Origin of the sequence: Pseudoalteromonas sp. MMG007, from assembly GCF_018100985.1 — a bacterium.
Classification (GTDB): domain Bacteria; phylum Pseudomonadota; class Gammaproteobacteria; order Enterobacterales; family Alteromonadaceae; genus Pseudoalteromonas.
Genome location: NZ_JAGJEI010000001.1, coordinates 791399 through 807309 on the forward strand (window position 1 = coordinate 791399; position 15911 = coordinate 807309).

Here is a 15911-nt window from a genome sequence, read left to right on the forward strand (position 1 = left end):
CAAGGTAAAATACCTTGATCAAAAAGAGATAAACAAATGCTTGAGAAAATCAGAGAGGGCTCACAAGGCCCTGTAGCCAAAATAATTTTAGGCGCGGTGATTTTATCTTTTGCCTTAGCAGGGATCGGTAGTTACTTAGGTCAAACCACAGAACAACCCGTTGCTGAAGTAAATGGAATTAAAATTAGCCAGACCGAATTTAATCGTGCTTATCAAAACGAACGTAGCCGTTTAGAGCAACAATTTGGTGAATACTTTACACAAATTGCAGCCGATCCAAATTATATGGCACAAATACGTCAAGGTGTAATTGACCGCTTAGTACAACAAGAATTGCAATCACAATTAGCGGCAGATTTAGGCCTTCGCGTAAGCGACGACAGCGTACGTAAAACCATTTTAGAACTACCTTACTTTCAAATTGGCGAAAAGTTTAATAACGACCGTTACTTACAAGTAATTCGTCAAATGAACTTTCAACCAGATGCATTTCGTGAATATCTTCGTAGAGATATGACGCGCAGCCAATTAGTATCAGCTGTAGCAGGTACTGACTTTGCATTAGAAAGCGAGCTTAAGAGTGCGATTGCACTACAACAACAAACGCGTAGCATCGACTACTTAGTCGTTAACAAAGAAGCACTAGCAAAAGACATTGAAGTATCAGAGCAAGAAATTTCTGATTACTACGACCTAAACTCTTCACAGTTTTTATCGCCAGAGCTAATTTCAGTAAATTATATTGAATTAAATGCGTCAGATATTAACGTTGAGTCGGTAACTGAGGATGATGTAAAAGCGTATTACGAGCAAAATAAAGCGCAGTACATCGAGCCTGAAAAACGCCGTGTATCGCATATCTTAATTGATAACAGTGAAGACGACGATGCAGCTAAAGAAAAAGCTAACGCGCTACACGCTCAACTTGAGCAAGGTGCAGATTTTGCAGAGCTTGCTGAGTCATCGTCTGATGATATTGTAAGCGGTGAAATGGGCGGCGACCTTGAGTGGATTGAGCGTGATGTAATGGACCCTGCATTTGAAGAGGCTGCGTTTGCACTTGAAAATAAAGGTGACTTTTCAGAGGTTGTTGCATCTGAGTTTGGTTATCACATTATTAAACTTACAGATCTACAGCCACAACAAGTAAAAGCGTATGATGATGTTAAAGCAGATTTACGTGCTGAGCTTGAGCAAACTGAAAAAGTAGATGCATTTTACGAGAAGCAAACTGAAATGGGCGCATTAGCGTTCGAAATTTCAGACCGTTTAGATGACGCCGCAGAAGCTGCAGACATTGAAGTTAAATCTACACCTCTTTTAGCGCTTAACGCACTTCCTGAGCCATTAAATAACCCAGCGGTTATTACAGCGCTAACATCAGTTGATTTACTAGAAGATAAAGTAAACTCTGAGGTTATTGAACTTGGTGATGAGCACGCAGTTGTTGTTCGTATTAACGAACACGAACCTGCAGCAACTAAGCCACTATCTGAGGTAAGTGAGCAAATTAAAACTCGCTTAGTTAACGAAAAATCATCAGAGCTTGCTAAAAGTAAAGCGCGTGAATTATTCGCTCAAGTACAAGCAGGCAAAAGCTTAAATGATGTTGCACAAGAGCAAAGCTTAATAGTTCGCCAAGAAGCGCAATTAACGCGTCAAAGCTACACTGTATCGCCAGCAATTGTAACGCAAACGTTTAAAATGGCTCACCCAGCAGATTCTGCAGTGGTTGATATTGTTGATTTAAACAATGGTGACTCAGCAATTGTTGCGCTTAAATCGGTGAGTGATGCACAAGTTGCAGAAAACATTGATGCACAAACTAAGCAAACAATTACTATGGCGCAAGCCAATAAAAACTATATGGTATTTATTGAAGCGCTAAAAGCACAAGCTGAGCTTAACTTACCACTGGTGGAGCAAGCGGCTGAATAAGTTGTTTTAGCTAATACACTAAAGGCGCCTTGAGCGCCTTTTTTATTGTCTTGAATTCAGCAGTCCGTAATAATACTAATCATTTTATGGGGCTAGATAGGCCTCGCAATAAACTCAATCCGATTACCACTAGGCTCTCTTATCATCATGTGCTGCGCAGGGCCTTTACCTAACTTCTCTGGTGCAAACTCAATTTTAATATTATCTTTGCCTTTTAGGTGCATGTATAACTCGGCGAGTTTTTCAATGCTTTCTACGCTTAGCGCTAAATGATGTAACCCCACATTATTGGCTCGATTAAACTCAACATGCTTTTCATCATTTTTAACTTTCCAAAGCGTAATTGTAATATGTGAGTTTGATAAAAAATAAGCCGGGTAGCTTTTATCACCACCCAGTAATTTAAAACCTAATACTTGTGTAAAAAATGTTTTTGATGAATCTAAATCTGAAACAGTTAAGCCCAAATGATCGACTCCGCCAACCCAGTTTTTAACTTTGTTATGGGTATCGGCAATAGCAGAAGCAGATAATAGCAGTAGGGGAGTAATACTAAGTAGTGTGTGTTTGAGCATGGAGCGGCCTTGTTAAAAGTAAAAGTTAATAACAAGACCTTCTAAAATGTACTTACATTACAAAAAACGGCATTAGCAGCTTAATAAACGCTCAGTAACTTTTGATTGTGGGTTTTGAAATACCTCTTCAGTGCGCCCGTATTCCACCACTTCACCTTTATCAAGCACGACGACTAAATCGCTAATATGGCGAACTAAACTAAGGTGATGAGTGATCATGACATAAGTGAGGCCAGTATCACGCTGCAGTTTAAGTAATAGATTTACGATTTGAGCGCGTATCGAAGGGTCTAAAGAAGAAACCGCTTCATCAAGTACGATTACCTTCGGATCTAATATTAGAGCTCTAGCAAACGCTACACGCTGCAATTGCCCCACACTAAACATATGTGGGTAATAATGTTTATGATCGATTAATAAACCTACTTTAGAAAGCGTGGCATCTATTTTCTCATCACGCTGAGCTGTATCAAACTCGGTATTGTACTGCAGGCAATCGTCAAGCATTTCACCTATGGTTAAACCAGGGTTGAGCGAGGCACCTGAGTCTTGAAAAATCATGCGGATATGCCGACATTGATTATCGCGTACGCCGTTATCTTCAATAATATTATTTTCGAGTAAAATTTGCCCGCTATCTGCGTTATCAGCGCCCGAAAGCAGCTTAGCTAATGTACTTTTACCCGCACCAGTTTCGCCAATTATGGCGATACTTTCACCTTTGCCTACGCAAAATGAAATATTTTTAAGTACCTCAAACTTTTTGCGAGAAAAAAGCCCGGCGCGTACATTAAAGGTTTTACAAAGGGCTTGTACTTTTAATACTGGCTGCATTACTTCATGTCCTTAATTAACGGAAAGTGACACGCATAACTATGGCCATGATGTTTAGTTAAAGCGGGTGTAACGACACATGCCTTTTGCGCTTGTGGGCAACGCGGTCCTAATCGGCAGCCAATAGGCAAATGTTGCAGCGTAGGAATGGTACCTTTAAGCGCATAAAACGGCTCTTTATGGGCTAAGCCTTGCTCGTAGTCGGGCAAGCTTTTTAAGAGCGCTTGTGTATACGGATGCCTAGGTTGTTTAAATATTTGATGAGTAGGGCCTGCTTCCACCATTTGCCCGCAATACAAAACATGGATACCATGTGACCAATGAGCAATTTCTTCAAGTTCATGAGAAATCATCAAAATAGACATGTTTTTAAGCTGGTTTAAGCTTTTTAGTAACCTAAAAACTTGCGCGCGGGTGGTGCTTTCAAGCGCTGTAGTCGGCTCATCAGCAATCAAGAGCTTAGGCGTACGAGCGATGGCCATTGCAATCATTACTTTTTGGCACACGCCCTCTGAGAGCTCGTGCGGGTAACTACTAAGTACAGCTTCGTGATTTTTAATACCGACCTTATGAATAAGCGCTTTTACGCGGTCTTTTCTCTCGCGGTTGCGTTTTAAAAAGAAACCTTTGTGAGCAACTTCAGGGAGTGTTTCGGCTATTTGGTCAAATATTTTTGCGGTAGGGTCAAGGCATCTACTTGGATCTTGGTAAATCATGGCGATGTCTTGGCTGACTATTTTACGGCGCTGCTCTGGGCTTAGGCGCATTAAATCAACACCGCGCCAGTGAATACGATCGGCTGTTATATCCCAGCGTTCGTTTAATACGCCAATAATCGCTTTTGCTATTAAGCTTTTACCTGAACCAGACTCACCTACAAGTGCATGTACTTCACCTTCTTTTAAGCTAAAGCTCACTCTGTCTACGGCTCTAATTATCGTCTCAGAGGTGCGTAGTTCAATTGTTAAGTTACGAACATCAAGTAATTGCATTTAATCTGCCTTACGTGCTTTAAGCACTTGTCGCAGGCCATCACCTACTAAATTGGTAGATAATACGGCTAAAAATAACAGTACACCGGGCAAAGCTACCGTCCACGGTGCTAAATAAATCAGGCCTAAGTTTTCAGCTAAAATTGCGCCCCATTCGGTTGTGGGAGGCTGTGCACCCAGCTTTAAAAAGCCAAGGGCAGAAATATCTAATATAGCGGTAGAAAGCGCCATAGTGAAAATAACCACAATGTGCTCGTAAATATTTGGAAAAATTCCCCGCGATATAATATGCCAGTTAGATGCGCCATCTAGCTTAAACGCGGTGATGTAATCTTTACCTAGTTCATCAACAATTAAGTTACGAACCGAGTGAATAAACTGTGGCAGTAGCGCCAATATAATTGCCCATACGGTATTCATTAAACCAGGGCCAAGTATGGCTATTATAATTATTGCCAATAATAAAGAAGGTATTGAGAGCGTTATATCAAGTAAATGATTTAAAAAGCTTGAACGAAGGCCTCGGCTAATACCTGCAAAAGTACCGACTAAAACACCAATAATTGTTGTTAATAAAGCGGCGACCACAGACAATCCAAACGTATAGGTTGCGCCATTCATTAAACGAGAGAGAACATCTCGGCCTAAATCGTCGGTGCCTAAAATAAAGCGCACATCGCCCATTTCACGCCACGAAGGTGGAATGAGTAAGGCATCACTATGTTGTTGATTTACACCATAAGGCGCTAAAAATGGCGCGCTGGCTGCTAATAAAGCAAACGCCATAAAAATCCATAAACCCACAAGAGCAGGATGATTATTTTTAAATTTTCGCCAAAATCGCGCAAGTGGCGATTTATTCGACTCTTCAGAAAATAAATTAAACTTTGCCATGGGCCTGGTTCCGCGAGAGTGGGTCGAATAATGTGTAAGTGAGCTCAGCTATAATAGTGGCTAATATAACAAATAAAGACACTGCCATTAAACCACCTTGAATAGCTGGGAAGTCGCGCTGATAAATACTGTCAATTAACCAGCGGCCTATGCCTGGCCACGAAAAAATAACCTCGGTTATCATAGCAAGGGTAATTAGCGTACTAAATTGCAAACCTATTTGTTTTATAACCGGTAATAATGCATTACGAAGCGCATGGTGCATGATAAGTTGGCGTCGGTTAAGGCCTTTTGCCCTGGCTGTTTTAATAAAGTTTTGATCCATTATTTTAAGCATAGACTCACGTGTAAAGCGCACCAATACCGTTGTGGGGTACATTGCCAGTACAATAGTGGGGAGTGTTAAATGGCGCAGGGCATCTACAAAAGCCATGCCTTTATAGGGAAAGCCCGCTAAAGCAATATCAACTAAAATAAACCCAGTACTTGCTGGTATTTCATAAAGTAAGCCCATTCTTCCCGACATAGGAAACCAGCCAAGCTTTAATGAAAAAATCATTATTAATAACAGGGCAAGCCAAAATACCGGAATAGAATAACCCACCATAGTGGTTGAGTTTATGAGTTTATCGGGCCAGCGTTTATGATAGCCAGAGCCTAAAATGCCTGCTGGTACACCAACCACAATTGATACAATAAGTGCATATAAGCTAAGCTCAAGCGTTGCTGGTAATAAATCAAAAATATGACTAAACACACTGCCACCAGAGGCAAACGACAGCCCCCAATCACCTTGAAATATTCGCCCTAAAAAAGCAATGTATTGCATAAAGTAATTGCTGTTGTATAAATATTTGTCTTCAAGCTCACTATGCTGAGCGAAGTTGCTGCTAGGTACACCACTTAAATTACTTAATGGATCGCCAGGGAACAAATAAGCGAGAGAAAAAGTAAAAACGCTGAGCATTAAAACCATAAAAAACAATAAGCCAAGGCGGCGTAAAATATAATCTACGATCATTATTTTTTCCTCGCATTGGCAAGAGAAATAGCACCAAATGGGCCAAGTGTTATGCCCTCTACATCGGCGCTACTGGCTTGAAAACGCAGACCATGGGCTAAAGGCAGCAATGGCAGCTCTTTAATTATTAAGCTTTGTGCATCTTCGTAGTATTTTTTACGCTTGTTTAAATCTGTGGTGTCGAGTGCTTGTGTAAGCATTAAATCAAATTGCGGATTACACCAATTTGCAGGGTTTTTACCGGTAAATGTGGCGGTGCAGCTTAATAGTGGGCTAAAAAAGTTATCTGGGTCGGGCGTATCAGCGGCCCAACCAAGTAATACACTGTCGTGGCGATGTTCACCAATGCGCTGAATAAAGGTGTTCCATTCGTACTCTACAATACTTACGTTAACGCCTACTTTTCGTAAATCACTTTGCATTAGCTCAGCCATTTTACGTGCATTAGGGTTATAAATTCGGCTCACTGGCATTGCCCAAATGGTCATATCAAAGCCATTAGGTAGGCCAGCTTCTATGAGTAGTTTTTTAGCAAGTTCGGGGTCAAACCTAGGCATATCTTCTTGTGGCTCAAATGCCCATGATGTTGGCGGTAAAATAGATTGTGCACGTGTGCCATTTCCGTAATAAACAGCCTGCATTATTTTATCGGTGTCTATAGCATGCGCCAGTGCTTGGCGTACGCGAATATCGTCAAACGGCGCTCGTTCAGTATTAAAAGCCCAATAACCTACATTTAAATTGGTTTCTTTTTCTACGTTTATGTCATCGCGCTGAGCCAAAATACTGAGTTGTGCGCTACTTGGGTGAGCGGTTATATCACATTCTTTAGTTAGCATTTTTGCAATGCGGGTGGTGCCATTAGGTGTTATATCGTAAACCAATTGCTCAAGGGCTACATCGTGCTTCCAATACAGCGGATTACGGTAAAAACGCACTAAATGGTCGCGGCGGTACTCTTTATAAATATAAGGACCAGTACCTATAGGGTATTGATCAAATAAGTTCTCTTGGTTATTTTTTTTAAGCTGCATGGCGTATTCTTCTGAAAGCACCACGGCAAAATCGGTAGCCATATTCGCTAAAAAGCTGCTCTCAGGGTTAAACAGTTCAAAACGCACTTGATAATCCGACACGCGAACAATTTTACGAATTAGCTGATCAATCCCCACACTTTGAAAATACGGATAATTAGCATCGCCCACAAAGTGATAGGGGTTATATACGTCAAATAATCGACTGAAGGTAAATATAATATCGTCGGCATTAAAATCACGCGACGGGGTAAAATACGACGTAGTATGAAACTTTACGTCTTTACGAAGGGTAAAGGTTACCGACTTTCCATCTTTACTAATTTTCCAATCGGTAGCGAGCTCGCTTTTAAATTCGGCCGTGACGGGGTCAATGCTAATTAAGCGGTCGTATAACTGATTGGCAATAATATCAATAGTTGAACCTGTAGTCGTTACTTGAGGGTTAAACGACACAGGGTTAGCTTCAGCGCAATAAACAAGCCCTTGGTTTTTTTCTTCTATGATTTCTTCTTTGCTATCAAGGCAACCAACTAAAGTGGTGGCAAGCAAAACAAGTAATAATTTATGCACCCGCATAACCTCTAACTATTGTTGATCCAACAAGTTGTATTTTTTAAGATAACCACGTAATTGATGATACGTTAAACCAAGTACTTCTGCAGTTTTCTTTTGATTAAATTGGCTATGTTCTAGTGCTTTATTAATCATATTTATTTCAAACTCGTTAGAACGCTCTTTTAAGCTACACGGAAACTGTATTTCTGCATTGGGCTCTGCTTTAGGTAAAGCACTTGGCGCAGGAGCCAAAGCGGGCTCTTGTGCAACAACTTGCGCGGGGATAGGGGCTTTAATACGCGCTTTTGGTCTAAAGCGGCTTTCAAATGGGTCTAAAATAATCTGGTGAACGGGAATATGTTCGCTGCCATGGCGATATAAGCTGCGCTCAACTACATTTTTAAGCTCACGTATATTACCTGGCCAATCGTAACTTAACAGGGTTTCGGTCGCGCTTCGGGTAAATCCACTAAATAACTCCCACTCTAGGTCGCGGGCCATGTTCATCGCAAATTGCTCGGCAAGTAACATAATATCGTCTTGACGTTCGCGCAGTGGCGGCAGAGTAATTACATCAAAAGCTAAGCGATCAAGTAAGTCACTTCTAAATTCGCCCTGCTCAGCAAGGTGGGGTAAATCTTCGTTAGTGGCACATACTAGACGGGTATCAACTTTTACGGTTTGCTTACCGCCCACACGCTCAAATTCGCCGTATTCAATAACACGAAGAAGCTTTTCTTGTACCATAGCGGAAGTATTAGCCAACTCATCTAAAAATAAAGTACCGCTGTTAGCGCGCTCAAATCGGCCTTCGTGACGTTTACTTGCTCCGGTAAATGCACCACTTTCATGACCAAATAATTCGCTTTCGAGGAGGTTTTCGTTAAGGGCAGCACAGTTAAGCTTTACGTAGTTTTGATCCCAACGTTTTGATAAAAAGTGTAAACGCGCAGCGATGAGCTCTTTACCGGTTCCTCGTTCGCCAATTATAAGCACTGGCTTATCTAAATTAGCTAACTGCGATACCTGATCAAGTACAGCTAAAAAGCTATCAGATTGGCCGAGTAAATTATCCTGTTGGCGATATTGGCTCATTTTTCCTAACTCTTGGTCATTTTTGCTAACAGTTAGTGTATTTCATAATCAGGGATAACTAAAGGAATTTGTATATTTAGTTTAACTTAATGAAAATAAAGTGTATTTTAGATTTTAAAAAGTTGGCAAGCATATTGATACTAGTTACAGCAGACCAACTAAGTTTATATTACAGAGGTAAATGTTATGGGAATTTTTTCGCGTTTTGCAGACATTGTTAATTCTAATATCAATGCCATTTTAGATAAAGCAGAAGACCCAGAAAAAATGGTTCGTCTTATTATCCAAGAGATGGAAGACACATTGGTAGAGGTTCGCTCTACGTCAGCTAAAACACTGGCTGAGAAAAAAGAATTAGTACGTCGTGTAGACACACTAAAAGCACAAGTAAGCGACTGGCAAGACAAAGCAGAGCTTGCACTGAGTAAAGACCGCGACGATTTAGCGCGTTCAGCATTACTTGAAAAGCAAAAATCGGCAGAAGCAGTGGCGGCAGTAGAGTCTGAGCTTGAGCATGTAGAGTCTCACATTGAGAAACTTCAACAAGAAGTGACCACACTACAAGAAAAGCTAGCCGATGCTAAAGCACGTCAAAAAGCAATTATTTTACGTCAACGTTCGGCCGAGTCGCGCCTTGAAGTGAAAAAAGCACTTGATAGCTCTAAGGTAGAAGATGCACTTAATCGCTTTGAACGTTACGAAACTAAAATTGATGGACTAGAATCTCAAATAGAGTCTTACGATTTAGGTAAAAAGTCGCTTGCAGATGAAATTGCCGACCTACAAAAAAATGAAAAGATAGATGATGAGCTTGCCGAACTTAAAAAGAAGCTAGCTGATAAATAACTTATAAAGGGGTACTTTAAGTGCCCCACTGCTTAAAACATCGAATACGGATTGTCAGGAGAGGATTATGTTTGATCCAGAGATACTAATTGCACCCTTTATCTTGTTCATGATTTTTGTTGCGCCACTGTGGTTAATTTTACATTACCGGAGCAAAAAGCAAGTGAGCCAAGGGTTAAGTGAGCATGAACATCGCCAGTTATTGGAACTTGCCCACAAGGCCGAAAAAATGGCTGATAGAGTAGAAACCCTTGAAGCATTACTTGATCAAGAGTCACCACAATGGAGACGCAAAGTATGAGTGCCAAACGCGAATTATTAAGAGACCCACAACGCGGTAAAATAGCCGGTGTATGTGCGGGATTAAGTGACTACTTTAATATGGAGTTATGGTTAGTTCGCATTATATTTGTTAGTGCGGTACTGCTAACAGGTGGCCCATTATTTGTGGTAGCGTATATTGCAGCGTGGTTTATTTTAGATAAAAAAGACCCCACAACTACACATACAAGCAGCTCGACTAAAACTGACGATCCGCTAGAAGTTAAATTTAAAGTATGGCAAAAAGGCGAGCCTCCGCGCCGCGCATTGCAAGACTTAAAAGAGCGTTTAGGGCGAGTAGATTCGCGCCTCCAAGATATGGAACGCCATGTTACTTCAAGCGAGTTTACGGTTAGCCGTGAAATCAACAAACTTTAAAGGATTTAATAGCACTTTGTTCGGTGATTAAGCATCAATGAAGTGCTAGCCCATTATGAGTAGCACTTCATTTGCCAAAAAAACCCTTAAAAGCATTAAAGGTTCAGCCCAAAAAGCCCTTCATCGTAGTTTAGATCAACACGTAAAATTAGCCGTAACGGGTTTAAGTGGTAGTGGTAAAACGGCATTTATTACCGCGCTTGTTAAACACTTAACCACACAAAGTGATGATAAAAACTTACCCTTTTTTGATGTAATGCGAGAGCACCGCCACATTGCCACTAAAGTTGTGCCGCAAGAGGCGTTAAAGGTGCCTACGTTTGACTACCTACGAGCACTTAACGCATTACTCCCAAGTGATGGGGAGCCTACATGGCCTGCATCAACCGAGCGTATTAACACCCTCCGTTTGGCTATTAAATACCAAAGTGCCTCAGGGTTACGTGGACATTTTTCGCCGCAATCTACGCTGTATTTAGATATTATTGACTACCCAGGTGAATGGCTACTTGATTTACCTATGCTTGAGCAAAGCTATAGCCAGTGGTGCGAGCAACAATATCCGTTATTGTTACAGCACCCGCGTGTGAACACCTCTACTGAATTTTTAAACGCGCTTGAACAGCTTGATTTAAATGCCCCCGTAGATGAAGGGTTGCTTGCGCACATTGCAGCGCTTTATCAAAGTATGCTGGTGGGTCTTAAAAAAGACACTAAGCTTGCCATGTTACAACCTGGGCGAATGCTTATGCCTGGCGACTTACAAGGTGCGCCGCTGTTATTGTTTTTTCCGGTAAATGCACAGCATATAAAAAGCGATGAAGTGGTGCCTGGCTCTAACTTAGCGCATTTAATTAAGCGTTTTAACGCCTATATAAAAGAAGTAGTTAAGCCTTTTTATAATGAGCACTTTAAACACTTTGACCGTCAAATTGTGCTAGTAGATGTACTCAGCGCTTTAAACGAAGGCCACGAAACACTCCAAGAGCAAAGTAGTGTAATTAATCAATTGCTCGCACACTTTAATTACGGCGAGTCGGGATTTTTTAAGCGCTTATTTAAACCCAATATAGATAAAATACTCTTTGCTGCCAATAAGTCAGATCATATAAGTGCCAAGCACCATAAAGACTTAGCACTACTGCTTGATTCGCTAGTGCATGAGCAAAGCAATCACTTAAAGTTTGATGGCGTACAAATAGAAACCATGGCTATGTCGTCAATTACTGCAACGCAGCCGCGCCAAGTTGCCGATAAAGGCCAAACGCTTGATTGCATTTATGGCAAACCACTTAACGAGCAAGACTGGCTAACTTACTTACCACCACAGCCACCTAACCGCATGCTTAATAAAAATGAGTGGCCAGCGCAGGGGTTTGAGTTTTTGTCGTTTTCGCCTATGCCAAACCCCGATAAGCAACTTAAACATATTCGCCTTGATCATGTGATGCAGTACCTGTTAGGAGACAAATTATCATGAACGATACACACCAAACATTTCAAGCGGGTAGGCGTATTAATACCCAAGCAGATGAGCAGGTTGAGCCTAAACTTGCCCCTGCAAAAATAGTTGCTCAAGGTCAAAGTGAATACATTGAAGAGCCTTATGATGAGCTTCTTGAAGATGAAATAGACTTAGAGCCGGTATATAAAAAGTCAAAATGGCAAACGCTTAAAGGTGTGTTTGTTGTCAGCTTTTTAGTACTGGTGCTACTTGAGTTTGCTTATTCGCTAGTATTTGCATTTCAGCAATCGGTAATTTTAGGCGGCGTATATTTAACAGCCGTGGTAAGTGGTGTGCTATTAATTGGGCGCATGCTCTGGCGCGAATATAGAATGCTGCGCAGTTTAAAGCGCAATCAGTTACACCGTCAAGAAGCGGACAGGCTTTTAAATAGCGAGCAAGTAGGCGGCGCATTGCCGTGGCTTGAAAAACTAAACAAGCACCAACAACTCGACAACTTCGACGCGTTTAAAAACCAAGTAGCTACCCATCATAGCGATAAAGAAATAATGACCCTTTACGCGAATAGCTTACTTATAACGCAAGACACCCACGCTAAAAAGTTAATAAATCGCTTTGCCACAGAGTCAGCCTTGCTTGTTGCCCTAAGCCCGCTTGCGCTGGTGGACATGATGGCGGTGCTTTGGCGCGGTACTAAGTTAATTGAGCAAATTGGTAAGATTTATGGCATTGGTTTTGGTTACGCAAGCCGCATTAAGCTCTACCGTATGCTGATAAAACAAGTGATGTTTGTAGGCAGTGCTGAGCTTGTATCTGATTTAGCAGCCACAGCACTCAGTGCTGAGCTTTTAGGCAAGCTTTCGGGGCGTGCAGCACAAGGTGTAAGTGCCGGTATTTTTACAGCACGTATTGGTTACAAAGCAATGGAGCTTAGCCGCCCACTACCAAGGCTTGAAAACAAACGCAGCTTGTTAAAAGGCACAGTGCAAAGTATTGCTAGTAAAATTATGAGCCGTAAAAAGGCCGAGCCAACACAATAAAAAAGTGGCAATATTTGTGTACAAAGCCGCGCTGGACGGTTTTTGCACAAATAGCCATCTGAGCATCCGGCATGCTTGTGATTTAAAGTGCGGTACGTTTTATTTATGTAATTGACACATATAATAAAAACGAGATCACACAATGAGCAAGCATCATATTAATACCCAATGTATTCATGGCCCACAAAAAGCAAACGATCCGCACGGCGCACTCACGTCGCCTTTGTATCAAACCTCTACCTTTCATTTTGAAAATGCAGCACAAGGCGCCGCACGTTTTGCAGGCGAAGAGCCAGGTTATATTTACACCCGCCTAGGTAACCCGACCACCACCGAACTTGAGCAAAAAGTAGCACAGTTAGAAAGCTGCGAAGCTGCAGCTGCCACCGCCACAGGTATGGGCGCTGTATCGGCATCGGTATTGAGCTTTTTATCGCAGGGCGATCACCTAGTTGCATCAAGTGCGTTATACGGTTGTACGTTCGCGTTTTTTGCACATATGTTGCCGCGCTGGGGAATTGAAGTCACGTTTGTTGATATGACCTGCGAGGACGAACTCCGGGCTGCCATTAAACCTAATTCCAAAATGATTTTTGTCGAAACCCCCATAAATCCGACAATGGCTGTTATTGATTTAGCCTTAATTGGCGCGCTCGCTAAACAACACAATTTAATTAGTGTGGTCGACAACACCTTTTTAACGCCACTGCTGCAATCACCTAAGCAATATGGGATAGATATTATTATGCACAGCGCCACCAAATATTTAAACGGCCATGGTGATGTAGTAGCCGGGCTTGTGTGTGGAACGCAAGAGCACATTACCTTAATAAAAATGACGGTACTTAAAGATATTGGTGCAACTATAAGTCCGCACGACGCTTGGCTAATAAACCGCGGCTTAAAAACCTTAGCCATACGCATGGAACGCCATTGCCAAAGTGCACAAACAGTAGCTGAATACTTAGAGGCGCATCCACAAGTTAATATTGTTTATTACCCTGGGCTTAAATCGCATCTTGGTAATAAATACATAGGGAATCAAATGAAAGCCGCAGGCGGCGTTATTGCATTTGAAATTAAAGGCACCCTTGCTCAAGGAGCGCAATTTATAGATAGTATGAAGCTTTGCACACTCGCTGTAAGTTTAGGCGATGCAGAAACGCTCATTCAGCACCCCGCATCAATGACACATTCACCTTACACACCACAGGAGCGAGCAGCTGCAGGCATAAGCGACGGTCTAATTAGGCTCTCTGTTGGGCTTGAGGATGTTAACGATATTATTGACGACTTAAACCAAGCTTTTACTAAAATTGTTTAGGTGTATTTAATTGTATACACATAAAAGCAATCTTCAGGCCTTTATCTAAAGGTCTGTACTTTTAATGTGTCACAGGTGTAATTTAAACTTTACGATCTAAATGATCGCGCTAAATGCTGATGTTAGCCTATCTATTAAACTTTTCTTCACTTTTGCATAGTATGGGGTCATTCGATATTCAACAGATTTGAATATCACACTGACACCGATTTAGGGCTCACACCCAAGAAGGTTATTATGGCTAAAGCAAGTAAATACACATCCAAAACACCAGACGAAAATGGTGTTATACACTGGAGTGATGAAGAAAATAAAATTTGGTCTGAGCTAGTAGCACGCCAACTTGCGTGCATAGAAGGCAAGGCCTGCGATGAGTACATGGAGGGGCTTAAAAAAATAAACCTACCACACGATCGTATCCCACAGTTAAGCGAGCTTAACGAAGTGCTTCTTGCCTCAACTGGTTGGCAAGTAGCGCCTGTACCTGCGCTTATCGATTTTGATGAGTTTTTTAGGTTGTTGGCAAACAAGCAGTTTCCGGTCGCTACATTTATTCGTAGCCGTGAAGAGTTTGACTACCTACAAGAGCCTGATATTTTTCATGAAATATTTGGCCACTGCGCCATGCTAACCAACCCTGACTTTGCCGAATTCACACACAAATACGGCCAATTAGGGTATGCAACGCAGAAAAAAGATCGTGTGTACCTTGCACGTATGTATTGGTTTACGGTTGAGTTTGGTTTAATGCAAACTGAAAACGGCCTGCGTATTTACGGCGGCGGCATTTTATCAAGCCCAGGTGAAACGCAATACGTGTATTCAGATACACCAGAAATAACGCCTATGAGCGTTATTGATGTGCTGCGAACGCCGTACCGTATTGATATTATGCAACCACAGTACTACACCATTAACTCGATTCATGATCTGTTTGATATATCGCAAATGGACATTACGACTTTGGTTGAGCAAGCTAAAGAGCTGGGCTTGCACGACCCAAAATTTCCACCAAAAGAAAAATTAGCCAGTTAACTTTAATTTAAAAGAAACGCTAAAGTAAGGATTTAAGATGTCTTCATTAAGTGAACAAACATGCGAAGCTTGCCACGTAGATGCACCAAAAGTATCTGACGAAGAGTTAGCGCAATTAATTACTAAAATCCCAGATTGGGTACCAGAAGTACGCGACGGCATTATGCAGCTTGAACGTGTTTATAAATTTAAAAACTTTAAACAAGCTATCGCATTTACTAACAAAGTAGGCGACATGGCAGAAGATGAAGGCCACCACCCTGGTTTATTAACCGAGTGGGGCAAAGTAACTGTAACGTGGTGGAGCCATTCAATTAAAGGCCTACACAAAAACGACTTTATTTGCGCAGCTAAAACAGACGATGTATTTAACGCGCTGTAATCAAAAGTTAATTGAGCAAACCCAAAAGCACTTATTTTTATAAGTGCTTTTTTGGTTTAATGGAAGTTTTTAGTTGCCAGCTATTAGTGATGAGTTGTTCGGCGCTAACTTTATCGCCGTAGGTTGGGTTGAGAGAAACCCAACATGGTTATAGTACTCTGTGCCATCTCAATTTTATT

At 41.5% G+C, this 15911-nt stretch carries 16 protein-coding genes; 9 read left to right on the forward strand and 7 right to left on the reverse strand.

Annotated features, from left to right (window positions below; genetic code table 11):
- The first annotated feature begins 36 nt into the window (after window positions 1–36).
- Complete coding sequence (locus J8L71_RS03780; RefSeq protein ID WP_210999319.1) at window positions 37–1938, forward strand: SurA N-terminal domain-containing protein; 1902 nt, start codon at window positions 37–39, stop codon at window positions 1936–1938.
- A 92-nt stretch (window positions 1939–2030) separates the two neighbouring features.
- Here the strand turns inward: J8L71_RS03780 and J8L71_RS03785 are convergent, their stop codons facing one another.
- The 7 genes from J8L71_RS03785 to pspF all read right to left on the reverse strand — a co-directional run bounded on the left by J8L71_RS03785 (window position 2031) and on the right by pspF (window position 8941).
- The gene (locus J8L71_RS03785; RefSeq protein WP_210999320.1) at window positions 2031–2513 is read right to left on the reverse strand and encodes a VOC family protein; all 483 of its coding nucleotides are present in this window, start codon (window positions 2511–2513) and stop codon (window positions 2031–2033) included.
- 72 nt (window positions 2514–2585) lie between these two features.
- A complete protein-coding gene (locus tag J8L71_RS03790) occupies window positions 2586–3347 on the reverse strand; it encodes an ATP-binding cassette domain-containing protein (RefSeq protein ID WP_210999321.1) in 762 nt (253 codons plus the stop codon).
- A complete protein-coding gene (locus J8L71_RS03795) occupies window positions 3347–4339 on the reverse strand; it encodes an oligopeptide/dipeptide ABC transporter ATP-binding protein (RefSeq protein WP_210999322.1) in 993 nt (330 codons plus the stop codon). The genes J8L71_RS03790 and J8L71_RS03795 overlap by 1 nt, the downstream gene beginning before the upstream one ends.
- Complete coding sequence (locus J8L71_RS03800; protein ID WP_138682923.1) at window positions 4340–5233, reverse strand: ABC transporter permease subunit; 894 nt, start codon at window positions 5231–5233, stop codon at window positions 4340–4342.
- Window positions 5220–6254 carry an ABC transporter permease gene (locus J8L71_RS03805; protein ID WP_210999323.1) on the reverse strand — a complete coding sequence of 345 codons (1035 nt, stop codon included), beginning with the start codon at window positions 6252–6254 and terminating at the stop codon, window positions 5220–5222. The genes J8L71_RS03800 and J8L71_RS03805 overlap by 14 nt, the downstream gene beginning before the upstream one ends.
- On the reverse strand, window positions 6254–7861 hold the full coding sequence (locus J8L71_RS03810; protein ID WP_210999324.1) for an ABC transporter substrate-binding protein: 1608 nt from the start codon (window positions 7859–7861) through the stop codon (window positions 6254–6256). Before J8L71_RS03810 ends, J8L71_RS03805 begins: the two co-directional genes overlap by 1 nt.
- 15 nt (window positions 7862–7876) lie before the next feature.
- Window positions 7877–8941 carry a phage shock protein operon transcriptional activator gene (gene pspF, locus J8L71_RS03815; RefSeq protein WP_210999325.1) on the reverse strand — a complete coding sequence of 355 codons (1065 nt, stop codon included), beginning with the start codon at window positions 8939–8941 and terminating at the stop codon, window positions 7877–7879.
- Window positions 8942–9127: 186 nt separating this feature from the next.
- On the opposite strand from pspF, the gene pspA reads away from it, so the two are divergent.
- From pspA to J8L71_RS03855, 8 genes are all read left to right on the forward strand, one after another.
- Window positions 9128–9787 (forward strand): phage shock protein PspA, encoded by a 660-nt coding sequence (gene pspA / locus J8L71_RS03820; RefSeq protein WP_004586906.1) that lies wholly within the window; start codon window positions 9128–9130, stop codon window positions 9785–9787.
- A gap of 67 nt (window positions 9788–9854) precedes the next feature.
- Entirely contained in the window at window positions 9855–10088 is a 234-nt protein-coding gene (gene pspB, locus J8L71_RS03825; RefSeq protein ID WP_004586907.1) for an envelope stress response membrane protein PspB, read from the forward strand.
- Window positions 10085–10486, forward strand: a complete 402-nt coding sequence (pspC, locus tag J8L71_RS03830) for an envelope stress response membrane protein PspC (RefSeq protein WP_210999326.1) — start codon at window positions 10085–10087, stop codon at window positions 10484–10486. Before pspB ends, pspC begins: the two co-directional genes overlap by 4 nt.
- Window positions 10487–10541: 55 nt before the next feature.
- Complete coding sequence (locus J8L71_RS03835; RefSeq protein ID WP_210999327.1) at window positions 10542–11966, forward strand: YcjX family protein; 1425 nt, start codon at window positions 10542–10544, stop codon at window positions 11964–11966.
- A complete protein-coding gene (locus tag J8L71_RS03840) occupies window positions 11963–12991 on the forward strand; it encodes a YcjF family protein (protein WP_210999328.1) in 1029 nt (342 codons plus the stop codon). The genes J8L71_RS03835 and J8L71_RS03840 overlap by 4 nt, the downstream gene beginning before the upstream one ends.
- A gap of 142 nt (window positions 12992–13133) precedes the next feature.
- Complete coding sequence (gene megL, locus J8L71_RS03845) at window positions 13134–14315, forward strand: methionine gamma-lyase (RefSeq protein WP_210999329.1); 1182 nt, start codon at window positions 13134–13136, stop codon at window positions 14313–14315.
- A gap of 237 nt (window positions 14316–14552) precedes the next feature.
- A complete protein-coding gene (gene phhA, locus J8L71_RS03850; RefSeq protein ID WP_210999330.1) occupies window positions 14553–15350 on the forward strand; it encodes a phenylalanine 4-monooxygenase in 798 nt (265 codons plus the stop codon).
- 37 nt (window positions 15351–15387) lie between these two features.
- The gene (locus tag J8L71_RS03855) at window positions 15388–15732 is read left to right on the forward strand and encodes a 4a-hydroxytetrahydrobiopterin dehydratase (RefSeq protein ID WP_089348179.1); all 345 of its coding nucleotides are present in this window, start codon (window positions 15388–15390) and stop codon (window positions 15730–15732) included.
- The last annotated feature ends 179 nt before the right edge of the window (window positions 15733–15911 follow it).